Origin of the sequence: Levilactobacillus koreensis JCM 16448 (genome assembly GCF_001435525.1) — a bacterium.
GTDB lineage: Bacteria > Bacillota > Bacilli > Lactobacillales > Lactobacillaceae > Levilactobacillus > Levilactobacillus koreensis.
Map to the genome: position 1 here is coordinate 5,145 of NZ_AZDP01000123.1, position 16,373 is coordinate 21,517.

Below are 16,373 nucleotides of genomic sequence, written 5' to 3' on the forward strand. Positions count from 1 at the left end.
TTTTCCCAGCTACTGACGTTCGAAATAAATGACTAAATAGTCGCCGTGACGTCAATGAACACAATCAAATACTTTAAAGGAGGATTGTTCATGGCAGAACCAACAATGGACACCCTATTAGCAAGAATCAACGAATTGGCCCACAAAGCCAAAGCAGAGGGCTTAACCGATGATGAGACCGCAGAACGGGACCATTTGCGTAAGCAATACCTGAAGTTGTTCCGTGAAAGCTTCAGAAGTCAGGTTGAAATGATGCAGGTCTACGACAAAAACGGGAAAGAAGTTACCCCCGAAAAGGTCCGTGAAATTCAGCGAAAAAAGGGTTTACGGGATAATTAATTGCGTAAGCGCGTCTTTTTCCGGGATTCGCGCTTTTAATTTACCTTAAGTTTGTGTAGAATTGTTAAATGAATGACTTCAATGAAGGAGGGGAAATCGTCTTGGCAACTTGGATCTGGATCTTAATCGTCATCGTTGTCGGCTTAGCTTGTGCGGCCGGTGGCTTTTATGGCGCACGCAAGTACATGGAGAAATACCTGAAAGATAATCCGCCAATTAACGAAGACCAATTACGTGCGATGATGTTGCAGATGGGGCAAAAGCCATCCCAACGGAAATTACATCAAATGATGAACGCGATGCAACAAAACGCGTCTTCACCACGTAAGAAAAAATAGTCTTGGTTTTTTCAGACTCGCTTCCAGATTTCTTGGAAGCGAGTTTTTTTAGTTGCATTTTATTTAAATTTCGGTAAAATTAAAAAGTCTGTGTTATATTTTAATCATATTCTAATTTTTAGGAGGGGTGTTCGTGAGTATCTTTCACAAATTGTCGTGGTATTTCCGACTAGAATGGCGGCGATACCTGACTGGAATTATTGGTTTGTTGCTAACGGCTCTAATTGCCATTATTCCCCCACGGATCATCGGTAACATGGTGGACGGCATTCACGGGCAGTCGATGACGATGCGCTTATTGCTCATTGACCTTGGCTTGATCACGCTCGCTGCGTTGGCGCAATATGGTACGCGCTATATTTGGCGTAATGCGATTTGGGGTGGTGCGGCCCGACTGGAACAACTGCTGCGTAACCGGTTGTTCAACCATTTTATGCGGATGGATCGGGTCTTCTATCAAAAGTATCGGACTGGGGACTTGATGGCGCACGCAACTAATGACCTGGAAGCCGTCCAACGAGTTGCCGGTGGCGGGATCTTGCAGTTTGCGGATGCCATTATTACTGGTGGGACCACGCTGATTGCCATGATGACCCTGATTGACTGGCGGCTGACGTTGTTGGCGATTATTCCATTTCCATTCTTAGCCGTTATTTCCTGGTACTTAGGGCAAAAGATCCATCGAGCTTTTGGTGAGTCACAGGCGGCCTTTTCGCGGCTGAACAATAAGGCTCAGGAAAGTATTAGCGGCATTAAAGTCATCAAGGCCCTCGGCCAGGATGACGCCGATGTCGCGGACTTCGATTCGCAAGTGGCGCGGACCATCAACATTAACCGGTGCGTGAATCGTTTGGATTCGCTCTTTGACCCGTCGATTACGTTGGTCATCTCCATTTCGTATGTCGCAACTATCGTCTTGGGTGGGCTCTTTGTGGTCCACAACGTAATCACAATTGGAAATCTGGTCTCCTTCATCAGCTATTTGGCAATGATGGTTTGGCCGATGTTTGCCGTGGGAATGCTCTTTAACACCATGGAACGGGGGAATGCCAGTTATGATCGGGTCATGGAGCTCTTGGAACAAAAGACGCACATCATCGATCGGACGAATGGGATTACCGAACGGCCCCAGGGGACACTGGACTATCACGTGTCACAATTTGATTATCCAGATGACGCCGGTGCCAGTCTTAAACGAATCGACTTTACGTTGCCAGCCGGTCACACGCTAGGAATCGTCGGTCGGGTCGGTGCTGGAAAGTCAACGATTATGAAATTGATTTTACGGGAATTCGACAACTACGATGGGGACATTGTTTTTGGCGGTCACAACATCAAGGACTATGCATTGGATAGTTATTTGCCAGCCATTGGTTACGTGCCCCAAGAAAGCTTCCTGTTCTCAACGAACATCTTTGAAAATATTCGGTTTGCGCGGCCTGAAGCCACGAAGGAAGAGGTTGAAACGGCCGCGGCCAAGAGTGACCTTGCTGGGCAGATCGACAACTTACCGGCAGGCTACGATACGCAGGTCGGCGAAGAGGGAATCTCACTGTCTGGGGGTCAACGACAGCGGTTGGCAATCGCCAGAGCCCTGTTGATCAATCCGGAGCTTCTGATTTTGGATGATGCGTTGTCCGCGGTCGATGCCGAAACGGAAGCCGAGATTTTGGCAAACTTGAAGGCTGAACGGGCCAACAAGACGACGATCATTTCCGCTCACCGACTGAGTTCGGTCATGAACGCCGATGAGATCATCGTACTGGACGATGGGCACGTGATCGAACGGGGAACGCATGACGAGTTGATGGCTGCCCACGGGTGGTATCAACGGATGTTTAACCAGCAACAGCTGGAAACACAAGTGAAGGGAGGCGTTCAATAATGGCAGATAAGCCTTACGAATCAGCTTGGGCGCACAGCATGACCACTAAGGAACAGTTAACGGTGATTGGGCGGCTGTTTAAGTTCGCTGCACCCTACAAATGGTTCTTCATTGTGTCCGTCATTCTTTCGGCCACAATCAGTGCGGTCAACGTCTTCTTGCCCTGGTTACTCCAGACCTACATGGACCGCTATCTGCGAACCAGTAACGCGACCATCGCCATCATGTGGATGTTTGCCGGGCTGTACTTTCTGGGGATGCTGACGCGAGCCGTCATGCAATTTTGGCAGAACTACACGAGTACCATGGGTGCCGAGTACATGCTCGAAAATGTCCGGCGTAAATTATTCAACCAACTGCATAAAAAGGGAATGCGCTACTTCGACCAAACACCGGGGGGCTCGATTCTTTCGCGGTTGATGAATGATACCATGACGTTCTCCAACTTTTGGGCCTTATTAAACACGCTGATGCTGGCAATCTTTGCGGTCATCTCGTCGTTTATTGCGATGGCCGTCACCGATATGACGGTGGCCTTGTGGACGCTGATCTTGGTGCCGTTTCTGGCCGTCACCATTTGGTATTACCAGCATTACAGCTCCAAGGTGTATCGGCGGATGCGGGAACGGCTGAGTGAGCTGAACACGAAACTTGCCGAGGCCATTACGGGAATCAGTGTGATTCAGGAATTTCGGCAAGAGAAACGGACAGCTACTGGCTTTGAAAAAACTAACGAGGCGTATTACGGTACGCGTAAGGCCATGATTCGGACGAACTCATTACTGTTGAGTCCTATCATTAACCTGTTTTACGCGTTAGGAACGGTCATTGTGTTGAGCATCTTCGGAATTAGGGGATTGCACGAGGTCGTGGCCGCCGGGGTTATTTACGCGTTCATTACCTACCTCAACAACTTTTACAGTCCTATGAGCAACATGATGGATAGTCTGAGTGACTTTCAAAACGGGATGGTTGCGGGGTCACGGGTGTTAAAGGTCGTTGATGACCAGACGCTTGCGCCAGCCCAACACCCGGTAGCCGATGCAAAAATCACGGAGGGAAAAGTTGAATTCCGGCACGTGACGTTTGCTTACGACCAAGAGCATCCGGTGCTAAAGGATGTGTCGTTTGTCGCGGAGCCCGGTCAGACGGTGGCCTTAGTGGGGCAAACGGGATCCGGGAAGACGTCGACCATCAACGTGCTGATGCGGTTCTACGAATTTCAGTCCGGCGAAGTCTTGATCGACGGTCGCGATATTCGTGAGTACCCGGCCGAAGAACTGCGGTCGAAGATGGGCCTAGTCCTGCAGGAACCCCAGCTCTTTTACGGGGATATCCAGACCAATATTCGGATGTTTGACCCGACTATTTCGGATGACCAGGTTCAACAGGCGGCACACTTTGTTCAGGCCGACGAATTTATCGAACGCTTGCCTAAGGGCTACGCCACACCCGTTTTGGAACGGGGGACGGAATATTCCGCTGGGCAACGACAATTGATTACCTTTGCCCGGACAGTGGTGACCGATCCGAAGATTCTGATCCTAGATGAAGCCACGGCCAACGTTGATACTGAAACCGAAACCATGATTCAAAATGGATTGGACCGGATTCAAGAGAACCGAACGACGATTGCCATTGCTCACCGACTCTCCACGATTCAAAATGCCGATTTGATCTTGGTCCTGAACCAAGGAAAAATCGTTGAACGCGGGACAAACGACGAGTTGATGGCGCAACAGGGCTACTACTACGACATGATTCAGCTGCAGAACGCGGCACATGAAGAGTAGGCTAGATTGTGTCGAAATGACCACACTGCGGCTGCATTCCTGGCTGTCTCCAGCTCTGACTGGGCTTTCTGGCGGTGATGCCGGGTTCAGCAGCTGAGTGTGCTGTGGGTTGACACAATACCTTTTGTGGCTATCAGTTGTGAGGAGCTATTAAATTATCTTTTGGTTGTACTCACATGATTAACCTGACAGTACTACAGCAGTTAACTCACGTATTTTCCTAACATTCGAAATTAAAAAGGCCTAATCGGTTAGCCCCTAAATTGGGGTTAATCGGTGAGGTCTTTTCTTGTAAGTTAAGTTGAGGTTAGTCTTTTTTGCCGGTGACGTCGACGTAGTGGAAATTTGGATCGATTTCCTGGTCGAGTTTGTCGAAGGCAGCCTGCATCTGTTTTTCGATTTGTGCTTGGCCTTCTTCATTGAGCTTGAGCTTTCGGTCGATGGTGATGGGCGTTCCGAACGCCACGGTGACATTTTTATGTGAAAATAACCGTTTAAATGTCAGCGGGCCTTGGTAGACGGCGGGAACTAAGGGAACCCCAGCCATTTTGGCAATAACCGCAGCGCCCCCCTTTAGCTCGGCGGAGTGCCGTGAGCCGGACGGAAACATGATCAGTGACAGGTCGCCTTGGCGCAAGATGCGAACGGGCGTCTTAATTGCCGAAGGCCCCGGATGATCGCGATTTACCGAAAAACCATTGACATGATAGAGCAGCCATCGGAAAATGGGGTTTTGGAACAACTCTTCTTTTGCCATGAAACTAAACTTTCTAGGACTGGCGGCTAACGCAAAGTAGACGGGGTCAAACCACGTTCGGTGAGGTCCCACCAAGACGTACGGCCCGTCCGGCAAGTCTTCTCGGTGTAAGTAAGTGGCGCGGCCGTTGACCAGAAATAAGATGGCCCGGATCAAGCCACGTAAGAATGAATAAAACATGTGTCGCACTCCTCTCGCAACGTTGCTATTTAATCCAGTATGCAAAAAAAGCGGCCCGGTTGCAAGTTATCTGAAAAATATTTGAAAAGGAAGTGGTGATTGTGACGACCTTAAGACCTGGCGAACGAATCGATCAATTATATAGTCAAGATATCCAAATCATTCAAAGTCCCGAGGTATTTGCGTTCTCATTAGATGCCGTATTACTCGCTAATTTTGCGAAATTGCCGTTGCGCGCCAAAAGCCAAACGGTCGACCTGTGTGCTGGTAATGGGGCGGTCGGCCTGTTCATGAGTCATCAGACTAAGGGAAAAATCGCCGAGGTCGAACTCCAGCCACGATTGGCCGATATGGCCCGGCGCAGTGTTGCCTTGAACGGCTTGGAGGACCAACTGACCGTCTATGAGGGAGACCTGACGACGGTCAACCAGTGGATCCCTAAGGACTCCGTGGACGTGGTCACCTGTAATCCGCCTTATTTTGCCGATTTACCGCAGAGTCAGAAGAATCCCAATCCCTATTTGGCAATTGCCAGACATGAAATCACAACGGACTTAGCGACCATTGTGGCAACGACTAGTGGGCTACTCAAAATGAATGGGAAGGCTTATTTTGTCCACCGACCGGACCGGTTGTTGCAGCTGCTAGAGTTGATGACGGCGAACCGGTTAGCGCCTAAGCGCGTTCGCTTGGTCCATCCCAAGCCAGGCAAAGAAGCCAATATGGTCTTAGTCGAGGCCATTAAGGATGGCAAGCCTGGTGGATTACGTTTTCCCGCACCCTTAGTCGTTTACGATGAAAACGGGGAGTATTCGGCCGAAGTGGGGGCGTTACTCTATGGCGAGTCCTAAAGTCTACTATTTCTACGTCTTACTCTGTGCGGATCAATCGTTGTACGGCGGGTTTACCACCGACGTGGCCAAACGATTCGCTACCCACCTTGCAGGCAAGGGCGCCAAATATACCAAGGTTCATCGGCCGTTGAAGGTCTTGTACAGCGAGTCATTTACCAGTAAACACGATGCCTTGCACGCTGAATGGGCTTTCAAACACCAAAGTCGAGCGAAGAAGCTTGCTTTCTTAGCTGAACGAGGTATCTCCATAACTGGGTAAGCATTTGATTAAGCAAATGTCGGTGTCTATGGTAGACTGAATTCGTATAGCCAACTAAGATAGTTCAGCACCCTAAGGAGGAGCTTATTGTGAAAATTATTGCCTATGGAATTCGAGACGATGAACAACCTTACTTAGAACAGTGGTCACAGCAACAGGGCATCGAGGTCAAGGCCGTTAAGGAACTCTTAGACGACCAGACCGTTGACCTGGCAAAAGGGTACGACGGCGCTGTCGTTTATCAACAGAAACCTTACACGGCAACCGTTCTTGACCGTTTGGCCGAAAATGGTGTCACCAACCTCTCCCTGCGTAACGTCGGGGTCGACAACGTGGACGCGGATGCGGTCAAACGAAACGGTTTCAAGGTCACCAACGTGCCGGCCTACTCACCAGAAGCCATCGCCGAACTGACCGTGACGCAACTGATGCGGTTACTGCGGCGGACACCGACGTTTGATCGGAAGCAAGCCAACGGGGACTTGACCTGGGCGCCGGACATCGCTGATGAGCTGAACAAAATGACGGTGGGGGTCGTCGCTACGGGTCGAATTGGCCGCGCGGCAATGAAGATCTACCAAGGCTTCGGGGCTAAGGTGATTGCCTACGACGTTTTCCATAACCCAGAATTGGAGAAGCAGGGCATCTACGTGGATACGTTGGAAGACCTGTACGCTCAAGCCGACGTGATTTCCTTACACGCGCCAGCAACTAAGGACAACAACAAGATGCTCAACGATGAGGCCTTTGCGAAGATGAAGGATCACGTGTGGATCTTGAACCCAGCCCGGGGCGCGTTGATCGATACGGATGCCTTGATTCGGGCACTGGACAGCGGCAAGGTTGCCGGTGCGGCATTAGATGTCTATGAGGACGAGGTCGGTATCTTCAATACGGACTTTGGCAGTTTCGATGCCATTCCGGACGAACGGCTGAAGAACCTGATGAAGCGCGAAAACGTGCTGATCACGCCGCACATTGCTTTCTACACCAAGACGGCCGTGAAGAACATGGTCCAATATGCGCTAAACAACAATAAACAACTGATTGAAACTGGTCAGGCAGAAAACGAAGTTGCGTTTTAACTAAAAGTGGCTAAAAGCTAGTGACGACGGGAAATCGCCGTCAACTAAGTAGAACGATGCGCCTGAGCCCATATCTACCGACCTCTCGGCTTATACAGTGTGCGTAGACGACGGAGATAATGACTGTAACCGTCACTATCGATTGGACCAAAAGCGCTAAGTCTCCAGTTTTTCCGACTGTTGTCGTGGTAAAGCACAGTCAGAGCCGGAGGAGGACAGGGATGTAGCCGGCCGTGGAGGTGGTGTTGGCTGGCGATTCATCAGCCAGCTTACAGCACGGGCGACTTTGGAGACGCGTGATTTTCGTGGCTTCAAAGCGAGCAAGAAGACTGGTGGTTTTCCAGGCTGAAGCGTCCCCACAGCAGGCGGAATTCCTGTCAGCCGGAGTGCGGCAATTTTACACTATCTTAACGGTGCGAATCCTTGCCAATGCTGGGGCGAGACAGGTATTTCATCTTTCAACTTTTAGTTAAAACAACAAAAAACAGCGACAACTCTCCGCGAAGGGGAGTGTCGCTGTTTTTAGATGCCGGTTAGACTTTGGCAATGGCGGTCAAAGCGAGAAGCAGGTCCTGTAACTCAAAGGGATCGCCAACCGTTTGATCTGGAATCCAGTCGCCATCGGGCATTTCTTGGTTACGATGGTTGAACCAGAACGCTTGCCAGCCAGCTTTTTTGGCGGCTCGTACATCCATGCTGTAGCAATCGCCAATGTAGACGACCTCACTAGCGCGGAGGTTCAGCCGGCGATTCATGAGGGTGAAGATTTGCGGGTCAGGCTTGGCCAATCCCGTTTCTTCAGACGTCATGATGGCGTCGCGGTCGACCCACCGGTGCATCTCTAATTGCATCACTTTCGCCAATTGGTGTTGCGTTTTACCATTGGTGATGATGCCTAATTTGTAATGTTCCTTGAGCTGATCCAAGGCATTGGCTAGTCCGGGAAAAAGCTTGATTTTCTGTAGACCAGCGCAGTAGGCTTTTTGGAAAGCTAAGGCTATCTCGGTAGTCACCGAGGGTATATTCTGGCTACGTAAAGCGGCGTTTAACCGTTTAACCGCCATTTCTTCGTGAGACCAAATACCAGCGGCTACTTGTTCATAAGCTGCGGCGCTTTGTTGCCGGTAAGTTTGAAAGGCCAAACTAAGGTCCGCGGCTTCGGGCAACTTGAGTAAGGGTGCTAATGCTGCCGTGAAGGGGGCCTTTTGGTCATAGAGCGTGTCATCGACATCGAAGACGACCGCTTTTATCATGCTGGTTCCTCCTCATTTGTGACTTAAGCAGTTTACCATATTCTCCGGGGAAAGCCAATTTTATTGGAAATTTTAGGAATTTAGCTTGTGTTTAGCTGGTCAGTTTTGTATAATAACTTTCGGTGCGTATGCGCCAATTCACACCTCGCGTGATGACCGGAGGGGTGCTCGCTTGCGAGTTCTCCAGTCAATTGAGCGTGGGGGAGGAAATCAAAAACTATTTGGAGGCATTTTATCATGGCTGTTATTTCAATGAAACAACTGCTCGAAGCCGGTGTCCACTTTGGTCACCAAACCCGTCGTTGGAACCCAAAGATGAAGCAATACATCTTTACGGAACGTAACGGTATCTACATCATCGATTTACAAAAGACGGTGAAGTTGATCGACGTTGCTTACAACTACATGAAGGACGAAGCTGCTAAGGGCGCCGTTGTTCTGTTTGTTGGGACTAAGAAGCAAGCGCAAGACTCTATCGAAGAAGAAGCTACCCGTGCCGGTCAATTCTACGTTAACCATCGTTGGTTAGGTGGGACTTTGACTAACTGGGAAACTATCCAAACGCGGATCAAGCGTCTGAAGTCATTGAAGAAGATGGCTACTGACGGTACGTTTGATGTTCTTCCTAAGAAGGAAGTTTCTTTACTTAAGAAGTCTCAAGACAAGTTGGAACGTTTCTTAGGCGGTATCGAAGATATGCCTAAGTTGCCTGACGTTATGTTCATCGTTGACCCTCGCAAGGAACAAATCGCTGTTCACGAAGCACAAAAGTTGAACATTCCGATCGTTGCGATGGTTGATACGAACACTGACCCAGATGAAATTGACGTGGTTATCCCATCTAACGATGACGCTATCCGTGCCGTTCGTCTGATCACTTCTAAGATGGCTGATGCTATCGTTGAAGGCCGTCAGGGTGAAGACCAAGTTGACGAAAAGACTTTCGAAGGCCAAAAGTCCGCTGCCGCTAAGGGCGACAAGAAGACCGCTGACAACTCGATGGAAGACATCGTTAACGCCGTTGAAGGCGACAACAAGTAATTAAATGCAAGGTGTCGTTCGCGGCACTTTCCAAATACTAGATTTAAAGCACCTTAGGCTGGCTTAATGTTTAGGACCGTTCATGGCCTGAGATTGAGTCAGTCTTTTTTGGTGAATTAGATGAATTATAAAAGGAGGCCATTACACATGGCAAGCAAAATCACTGCGGCACAAGTAAAAGAATTACGGGACAAGACCCAAGTTGGGATGATGGATGCTAAAAAGGCCCTTGTTGCTTCTGAAGGCGACATGGACAAGGCCATCGATTTCTTGCGTGAAAAGGGAATCGCTAAGGCAAAGAAGAAGAGTGGCAACGTTGCTGCTAACGGTTTAGCTCGGGTGAAGGTTAGTGGTAACACCGCTGCCATCATCGAAGTTAACTCCGAAACTGACTTCGTGGCAACTAACGACACGTTCAACGCTTTAGTTGACAAGGTTGCTGACACGATTGCTGCGCAACAACCAGCTGACTTGGACGCTGCCTTAGCCTTGAAGGCTGACGATGGCGAAACGTTAAACGAAGCCATCATCAAGACGACTCAAGTAACCAGCGAAAACGTTCAATTACGTCGTTTCGCCGTTGTTAAGAAGACCGATGGTCAAGTCTTTGGTGCATACTTACACCAAGGTGGCCAAATCGCCGCTGTCGTTGTCTTAGACGGTGCCGATGAAGAAACTGCTAAGGACGTTGCCATGCACGTTGCTGCGATCAACCCAGAATTCGTCTCACGCGACGACATTCCTGCTGACCGTTTAGCACACGAACGCGAAGTCCTGAAGCAAGAAGCCTTGAACGAAGGTAAGCCTGAAAAGATCGTCGAAAAGATGGTTGAAGGTCGTTTACACAAGTTCTTGTCCGAAATCAGTTTAGCTGACCAACCATTCGTTAAGGATGGCGACCAAACTGTGAACCAATTCGTTGCTAGCAAGGGTGGCAAGTTAGTAACCTTTGTCCGTTACGAAGTTGGTGAAGGAATCGAAAAGCCAACGGTTGACCTGGCCAAAGAAGTTCAAGACCAAATCAACGGTTAAGCAAACCGTAAAAAAGCGTAGATTCCGCTAAGGGGCCTACGCTTTTTTGTTAGGGTCGGCTAGCATATCGTTTGATTGAGTAAGCGTGTAATCTATTTGGCTTACCGGTCGACAAATAGGTGCTGAAACGTTAGGAACACTTCAGGGACCTGTTGACCGCTGGTTGTTTAACGGTAAGCAGTGACGATAGACATACTATGATTGAGTTCAAAGTGGCCGTGGATTTCAATGCTTGCTGCCAAAGAAATCAAGTCGAAGCCAGAGGAGGTTAGGGATGTAGCCAGCCGTGGAAATCCTGGTAGCTGTAAGCTACCAGGATGGGCGACTTTTAAGACGCGTGCCTTTCGCGGCTTAAAAGCGAGCGAGAAGACTGGTGTTCTTCCAGTCTGAAGCGTCCCCACAGCAGGCGGAATCCCTGGCAGCCGCAGTGCGACCAGATTAGACTAATTTAGGATTAACGACTAAGCAAAAAGTAAAAATAAAAACTTTTTGGTGACAAACCAGGGATTTCGTACCCCCTGACTATCACTAACGGGTGTAAGTATGATAGAATTATTGTCAGAATACAATAGGAGGAAACACAATGGCGGACGTAAAGTATAAGCGGATTATGCTCAAACTCAGTGGCGAGGCTTTGGCCGGTGACAAGGGATTTGGGATCAATCCGCCAGTAATTAAAACCGTAGCGGAAGAGGTCAAGGATGTCTATAACTTAGGGATCCAAATCGCTATTGTGGTTGGTGGCGGTAACATGTGGCGTGGCGAAGCTGGCGCTCAAATGGGCATGGAACGCGCACAAGCCGACTACATTGGCATGTTAGCAACCATCATGAATGCATTGGCATTACAAGATAACTTGGAGTCAATTGGTGTGCCAACGCGCGTTCAGACTTCTATTGAGATGCGGCAGATCGCTGAGCCGTACATTCGACGGAAAGCAATTCGGCACTTGGAAAAGGAACGGGTCGTTATCTTTGCTGGGGGAACTGGAAGTCCTTACTTCTCCACGGATACGACCGCTGCTTTGCGGGCAGCCGAGATCAATGCTGATGCCATCTTAATGGCTAAGAACGGAGTCGATGGAATTTACTCTGCCGATCCAAACAAGGATCCCAATGCCGTTAAGTTTGATAAGCTGACGCAACTGGACATTATCAACAAGGGCTTGCACGTCATGGATACGACGGCTAGCTCACTTTCAATGGACAATGATATCCCGTTTGTTGTCTTCAACTTAAATGAACCCGGAAACATTCGGCGAGTTGTTGAAGGCGAAAATATCGGGACCACAGTTAGGGGAAAATAGATATGGCTGATCAGATAATTACTACTGCAGAATCAAAGATGAAAAAGGCGGAAGAAGCCCTCAAACGTGAATTGGGAACAATTCGTGCTGGCCGGGCCAACGCTAGCATTTTGAACCGGGTCATGGTGAATTACTACGGTGCGCAAACACCACTGAACCAAGTTGCATCGATCACGATTCCAGAACCCCGCGTCTTAATGGTTACCCCATACGATAAGTCTGCGCTTGAAGACATCGAAAAGGGAATCATGGAATCAGACGTTGGGATTACGCCTGCCAATGACGGAACGGCCATTCGTTTGGTTATTCCACAATTGACTGAGGAACGCCGTAAAGAAATTGCCAAGCGGGTGAAAGCCACTGCTGAAGAAGGCAAGGTTGCTGTGCGGAACGTTCGTCGTGATGCCATGGATAGCATTAAGAAGGGCCACAAGGATGGCGATTACACCGATGATGACTTGCATAACTTAGAGGACCAAGTTCAAAAGGTTACTGACAAGGCCATCAAGGGCGTGGACGCGATTGCGGCTGACAAGGAAAAAGAAGTCTTAACCGACTAAATCTGATTAGAGTAAGGAGCGTTTTAAGATGGCAGAAGATAACCAAGATCAACAAAACGTAGAAATCACCCCTGGGACGAAAGAATTTGGGAAGATGGTTTTCCGTTTGAACAATGAAGTTAACGCTGAAAACGTTTCAATTTTGAACTATAACGGTGCAGAACTGGAGCAGATTCAAGACGGCGTGTATGCCCAACCCGCCTTCGTCAGTGACGACTTCAACTTATTCTTTGTCGTGACCCAATTGATTGGGGACGATTGGATCGTCGCGTTCTCTAAAGCAACGATTGAAAACGGCAACGAAATTACCGACTTGTCCGATCCATTGCCAACCGGAGAGGGTCTGAACCTCTTAGGTCAAGTTAGCGCCGATGACGCCAACAAGCTGTTAAGCTACTTCGGAACGTTGGCGGATGCTAAACGTGGTGAATGGCGGTTAATCGAGTAATCAGCCGGTCAAAAGCTAAAGATTTCGCTCAATTTTGGGGCCGGGATAGTTTCCCGGTCCTTTTTTTGTTATGATGAGAGGTTGTAAAGACCAATGGAGGTGCGCTGTGTTTTCATTCTTAAATAAAAATCAATCGACGGGCGAGGTGGAAGAGCTTCAACTTGACGAAGCTAATATCCCCGCTCACGTCGCTATTATCATGGATGGTAATGGTCGGTGGGCGCAACAACGCCATTTGCCACGAATTGCCGGTCACAAACAGGGGATGGATACCGTGAAGACGGTAGCCACCGCGGCTAGCCATTTGGGCGTGAAGGTGTTGACCCTGTACGCCTTTTCAACCGAAAATTGGAAGCGGCCCACGGCTGAGGTCAATTACCTGATGAAGCTCCCAGTCGATTTCTTTGGAACGTTTGTCCCCGACCTGATCAAGAATAATATTTGCGTCAAGGTCATGGGTTACACGGACAAATTACCGGCGGCGACCCAAAAGGCCGTTCGCGATGCAATTGCGGATACCGCTCACTGCACCGGAATGGTCCTGAACTTCGCGTTGAACTATGGTGGTCGAGCCGAAATTGTTACGGCGGTTCAAAATCTGGCAGAAGAGGTCAAGGCTGGCCGGTTAGATCCAGCAGCTATTGATGAAGCGGCCATTGACCAGCGCTTAATGACGGCAGATCTGGCCGACCTACGTGATCCGGACTTGTTGATTCGGACGAGTGGCGAGGAACGGTTGTCGAACTTCATGTTATGGCAGGTCGCTTATAGTGAATTTGTATTCACGCAGCAACACTGGCCTGACTTCGACCAGACGGCGTTAGAACAAGCGATTTATGAATATCAACAGCGCCACCGACGGTTCGGTGGGTTGACGCCCGCTAAGGGGTAATTTAAAGAAACTAAGGAGCTTGGAAGATGAAACAACGGGTTATCACGGCGGTTGTCGCCTTAATTATATTTATTCCCATTATTGTTGCGGGTCATATTTGGATCGATATTGCTGGGTTTGCGCTGGGGCTAGTGGCCTTGTCGGAAGTCCTGATTATGCGGAAAAAGTTGTTGGTGAGTGCGGAAGCCATTATTTCTGGCATCGGGATTCTAGCGGTGATTGCACCGCAGAGTTGGTGGACAGGCTTGCCCAAATTTTTGAGTCCCTGGTACATTGTGTACCTGTTCGTCTTGCTCCTCTTGTTGCGGACGGTGGCATCACGCAATCGCTTTTCCTTTGACGACGCTGGGGTGATCACCCTGAGCATGCTGTACATTGGGGTTGGATTTCACTTCTTCATTGCGGCCAGAGCGGTTAGTCTAGTTGCCTTGTTATATGCATTATTTATCGTTTGGACCACCGATTCCGGGGCCTACATGCTCGGTCGCAAATTTGGGCGACACAAGCTGGCACCCCACATCAGCCCCAACAAGACTTGGGAAGGATCTATCGGTGGGTCCATTGTCGGGACCATCGTTGGGAGTGTCTTCTGGTACTTCTTCCCGATCGGTCATTTAAGTTTAGGCGTGATGATCTTACTGACGCTGATTTTCTCCGTAGTTGGTCAATTTGGTGATTTAGTCGAATCCGCGCTCAAACGGTACTATGGTGTGAAGGATTCCGGTAAGATTTTGCCCGGTCATGGCGGTATTTTAGATCGGTTTGATAGCTTACTGTTAGTACTGCCAGTCATCCACTTGTTCGGTTTGATTTAGTCCTCGCTGTTCGCTTGCGCCGTCTGGGGTGCTTAGGGTATGCTAGGTGGCAGAGAAAAAGTTGGGGAGTTACTACGAATTGAAGAAGGGACGACATCTGTGATTACGACGATTATTACCTTTATCATTGTGTTTGGAATTCTGGTCATCGTGCATGAATTCGGTCACTTTTATTTCGCCAAACGCGGCGGTATTTTAGTGCGTGAATTTTCCATTGGGATGGGGCCCAAGCTCGTCTATCACCGCGGTAAGGATGGCACAACGTATACGTTACGCCTGTTGCCAGTCGGTGGGTACGTCCGCATGGCGGGTGCCGAAGATGACGAGGAAGAGTTAAAGCCCGGGACCCCCGTGAGTTTATACGTCGGGGATGCAGGCAAGGTTGAACGGATCAATACAAGTAAGAAATCAACGTTATTTAACGGGATTCCACTAGAAGTTACGGGCGCTGATCTAGAAGATGAATTGTGGATCGAAGGGTATGAAAATGGGGACGAAGCCGAAGTCAAACGCTACCCAGTTGCTCACAACGCCACGATCATCGAAAGTGACGGGACCGAGCTGCAGATTGCCCCGAAGGACGTTCAGTTTCAGGCCGCCTCGCTAGGTCGCCGGCTGATGACCAACTTTGCCGGACCAATGAACAACATCTTATTGGCCATCGTGACCTTTATGCTGATGTCGTTTGTCCAGGGTGGCGTCGCCATGGGGACCAATCAGGTTCAAGTGGCAAGTTCACCCGTGTCCGTTGCTAAAAAGGCTGGTGTGCAGTCTAACGATAAGATTACGGCGGTCAACGGTAAGAAGACGACGAGTTGGACGGATCTGAGCATGGCGATTCAGCCATTGGCTAACAAGCAGACGGTCCTGACCGTTAAACGGGGGGACACGACCCACAAGATTACGTTGACGCCGGCTGGTGAAAAGTCCAACGGCAAGACGGTCGGGATGATCGGCATCACACAGGCCCAAGATAAGCACATTGGGGCGATCTTAGCATCCGGGTTTACACAGACGTGGACCATGACCAAAGCCTTATTTGGCGCACTGTGGCACATGGTTTCCGGGCACTTTAGCCTAAACGACTTGGGTGGGCCCGTGGCGATTTTTGCGACGACCTCTCAAGCCACACAATACGGGGTCGTTGGGGTCTTGAACTTCCTGGCCTTTCTATCGATTAACTTAGCAATTGTCAATTTACTGCCAATTCCAGCCTTGGATGGTGGTAAAATATTATTAAACTTTATTGAAGCCATTCGGCGTAAGCCCCTTTCAGAAAATGTGGAAGCGGCAATTACGTTGGTGGGGGTAGGGTTCTTGGTTCTACTCATGCTGTTAGTGACGTGGAACGACATTGAACGTTACTTTATTCATTAACAAATTCGGTCGTTACGAGAAGGGAATATTTAACTATGAAACAATCGAAACTACTCATTCCAACTTTGAAAGAAGTGCCGAATGGGGCAGAAGCGCTTAGCCATCAAATGATGTTGCGGGCGGGATACATTCGTCAGGTGACTGCCGGGGTTTACGCAT

The 16,373-nt window shown here is 49.2% G+C and carries 18 protein-coding genes; 16 read left to right on the forward strand and 2 right to left on the reverse strand.

The genetic code is table 11. From position 1 onward, the window contains the following. Nucleotides 1-90 precede the first annotated feature (90 nt). The 4 genes from FC99_RS12710 (at nt 91) to FC99_RS12725 (ending at nt 4,355) form a co-directional block, all read left to right on the forward strand. A complete protein-coding gene (locus FC99_RS12710; RefSeq protein WP_048735899.1) occupies nt 91-339 on the forward strand; it encodes a DUF896 domain-containing protein in 249 nt (82 codons plus the stop codon). 101 nt (nt 340-440) lie between these two features. Beyond that, complete coding sequence (locus tag FC99_RS12715; protein WP_048735900.1) at nt 441-677, forward strand: YneF family protein; 237 nt, start codon at nt 441-443, stop codon at nt 675-677. 133 nt (nt 678-810) lie between these two features. Next, nucleotides 811-2,562 (forward strand): ABC transporter ATP-binding protein, encoded by a 1,752-nt coding sequence (locus FC99_RS12720; RefSeq protein WP_048735901.1) that lies wholly within the window; start codon nt 811-813, stop codon nt 2,560-2,562. After that, a complete protein-coding gene (locus FC99_RS12725; protein ID WP_048735902.1) occupies nt 2,562-4,355 on the forward strand; it encodes an ABC transporter ATP-binding protein in 1,794 nt (597 codons plus the stop codon). Before FC99_RS12720 ends, FC99_RS12725 begins: the two co-directional genes overlap by 1 nt. A 307-nt stretch (nt 4,356-4,662) precedes the next feature. Here FC99_RS12725 and FC99_RS12730 read toward each other — a convergent pair whose 3' ends face one another. Then, the gene (locus tag FC99_RS12730; RefSeq protein WP_048735903.1) at nt 4,663-5,292 is read right to left on the reverse strand and encodes a lysophospholipid acyltransferase family protein; all 630 of its coding nucleotides are present in this window, start codon (nt 5,290-5,292) and stop codon (nt 4,663-4,665) included. 95 nt (nt 5,293-5,387) lie between these two features. On the opposite strand from FC99_RS12730, the gene FC99_RS12735 reads away from it, so the two are divergent. From FC99_RS12735 to FC99_RS12745, 3 genes are all read left to right on the forward strand, one after another. Beyond that, nucleotides 5,388-6,143: a tRNA1(Val) (adenine(37)-N6)-methyltransferase gene (locus FC99_RS12735; RefSeq protein ID WP_048735904.1), complete on the forward strand. Its 756-nt coding sequence runs from the start codon at nt 5,388-5,390 to the stop codon at nt 6,141-6,143. Then, nucleotides 6,130-6,405 (forward strand): GIY-YIG nuclease family protein, encoded by a 276-nt coding sequence (locus FC99_RS12740; RefSeq protein WP_048735905.1) that lies wholly within the window; start codon nt 6,130-6,132, stop codon nt 6,403-6,405. Before FC99_RS12735 ends, FC99_RS12740 begins: the two co-directional genes overlap by 14 nt. Nucleotides 6,406-6,494: 89 nt before the next feature. Further along, nucleotides 6,495-7,490 (forward strand): D-2-hydroxyacid dehydrogenase, encoded by a 996-nt coding sequence (locus FC99_RS12745; protein WP_048735906.1) that lies wholly within the window; start codon nt 6,495-6,497, stop codon nt 7,488-7,490. A gap of 533 nt (nt 7,491-8,023) precedes the next feature. Here the strand turns inward: FC99_RS12745 and FC99_RS12755 are convergent. After that, nucleotides 8,024-8,743: an HAD family hydrolase gene (locus FC99_RS12755; RefSeq protein WP_048735908.1), complete on the reverse strand. Its 720-nt coding sequence runs from the start codon at nt 8,741-8,743 to the stop codon at nt 8,024-8,026. Nucleotides 8,744-8,980: 237 nt separating this feature from the next. Here FC99_RS12755 and rpsB point away from each other — a divergent pair, with 237 nt between their 5' ends. From rpsB to FC99_RS14305, 9 genes are all read left to right on the forward strand, one after another. Further along, entirely contained in the window at nt 8,981-9,784 is an 804-nt protein-coding gene (gene rpsB, locus FC99_RS12760) for a 30S ribosomal protein S2 (RefSeq protein ID WP_048735909.1), read from the forward strand. Between the two features lie 147 nt (nt 9,785-9,931). Beyond that, nucleotides 9,932-10,816, forward strand: a complete 885-nt coding sequence (gene tsf, locus FC99_RS12765) for a translation elongation factor Ts (protein ID WP_048735910.1) — start codon at nt 9,932-9,934, stop codon at nt 10,814-10,816. Between the two features lie 583 nt (nt 10,817-11,399). Beyond that, on the forward strand, nt 11,400-12,122 hold the full coding sequence (pyrH, locus tag FC99_RS12770; RefSeq protein ID WP_048735911.1) for a UMP kinase: 723 nt from the start codon (nt 11,400-11,402) through the stop codon (nt 12,120-12,122). Between the two features lie 2 nt (nt 12,123-12,124). Then, the gene (gene frr / locus FC99_RS12775) at nt 12,125-12,682 is read left to right on the forward strand and encodes a ribosome recycling factor (RefSeq protein WP_048735912.1); all 558 of its coding nucleotides are present in this window, start codon (nt 12,125-12,127) and stop codon (nt 12,680-12,682) included. Between the two features lie 28 nt (nt 12,683-12,710). Further along, nucleotides 12,711-13,130, forward strand: coding sequence for a hypothetical protein (locus tag FC99_RS12780; RefSeq protein WP_048735913.1), 420 nt, complete (start codon nt 12,711-12,713; stop codon nt 13,128-13,130). Between the two features lie 106 nt (nt 13,131-13,236). Continuing rightward, nucleotides 13,237-14,022 (forward strand): isoprenyl transferase, encoded by a 786-nt coding sequence (locus FC99_RS12785; RefSeq protein ID WP_048735914.1) that lies wholly within the window; start codon nt 13,237-13,239, stop codon nt 14,020-14,022. Between the two features lie 26 nt (nt 14,023-14,048). Next, nucleotides 14,049-14,837, forward strand: a complete 789-nt coding sequence (locus FC99_RS12790; protein WP_048735915.1) for a phosphatidate cytidylyltransferase — start codon at nt 14,049-14,051, stop codon at nt 14,835-14,837. 99 nt (nt 14,838-14,936) lie between these two features. Then, nucleotides 14,937-16,214, forward strand: a complete 1,278-nt coding sequence (gene rseP, locus FC99_RS12795; RefSeq protein ID WP_048736424.1) for an RIP metalloprotease RseP — start codon at nt 14,937-14,939, stop codon at nt 16,212-16,214. A 35-nt stretch (nt 16,215-16,249) separates the two neighbouring features. Next, a partial coding sequence (locus FC99_RS14305) for a hypothetical protein (protein WP_235805938.1) occupies nt 16,250-16,373 on the forward strand: 124 nt, incomplete at its 3' end.

Coding starts and splice junctions, on each gene's coding strand:
- FC99_RS12730 (WP_048735903.1), bottom strand. CDS start 5,292: ATGTTTTATTCATTCTTACGTGGCTTGATCCGGGCCATCTTATTTCTG.
- frr (WP_048735912.1), top strand. CDS start 12,125: ATGGCTGATCAGATAATTACTACTGCAGAATCAAAGATGAAAAAGGCG.
- rpsB (WP_048735909.1), top strand. CDS start 8,981: ATGGCTGTTATTTCAATGAAACAACTGCTCGAAGCCGGTGTCCACTTT.
- tsf (WP_048735910.1), top strand. CDS start 9,932: ATGGCAAGCAAAATCACTGCGGCACAAGTAAAAGAATTACGGGACAAG.
- FC99_RS12725 (WP_048735902.1), top strand. CDS start 2,562: ATGGCAGATAAGCCTTACGAATCAGCTTGGGCGCACAGCATGACCACT.
- FC99_RS12710 (WP_048735899.1), top strand. CDS start 91: ATGGCAGAACCAACAATGGACACCCTATTAGCAAGAATCAACGAATTG.
- FC99_RS12780 (WP_048735913.1), top strand. CDS start 12,711: ATGGCAGAAGATAACCAAGATCAACAAAACGTAGAAATCACCCCTGGG.
- pyrH (WP_048735911.1), top strand. CDS start 11,400: ATGGCGGACGTAAAGTATAAGCGGATTATGCTCAAACTCAGTGGCGAG.
- FC99_RS12740 (WP_048735905.1), top strand. CDS start 6,130: ATGGCGAGTCCTAAAGTCTACTATTTCTACGTCTTACTCTGTGCGGAT.
- FC99_RS12755 (WP_048735908.1), bottom strand. CDS start 8,743: ATGATAAAAGCGGTCGTCTTCGATGTCGATGACACGCTCTATGACCAA.
- FC99_RS12790 (WP_048735915.1), top strand. CDS start 14,049: ATGAAACAACGGGTTATCACGGCGGTTGTCGCCTTAATTATATTTATT.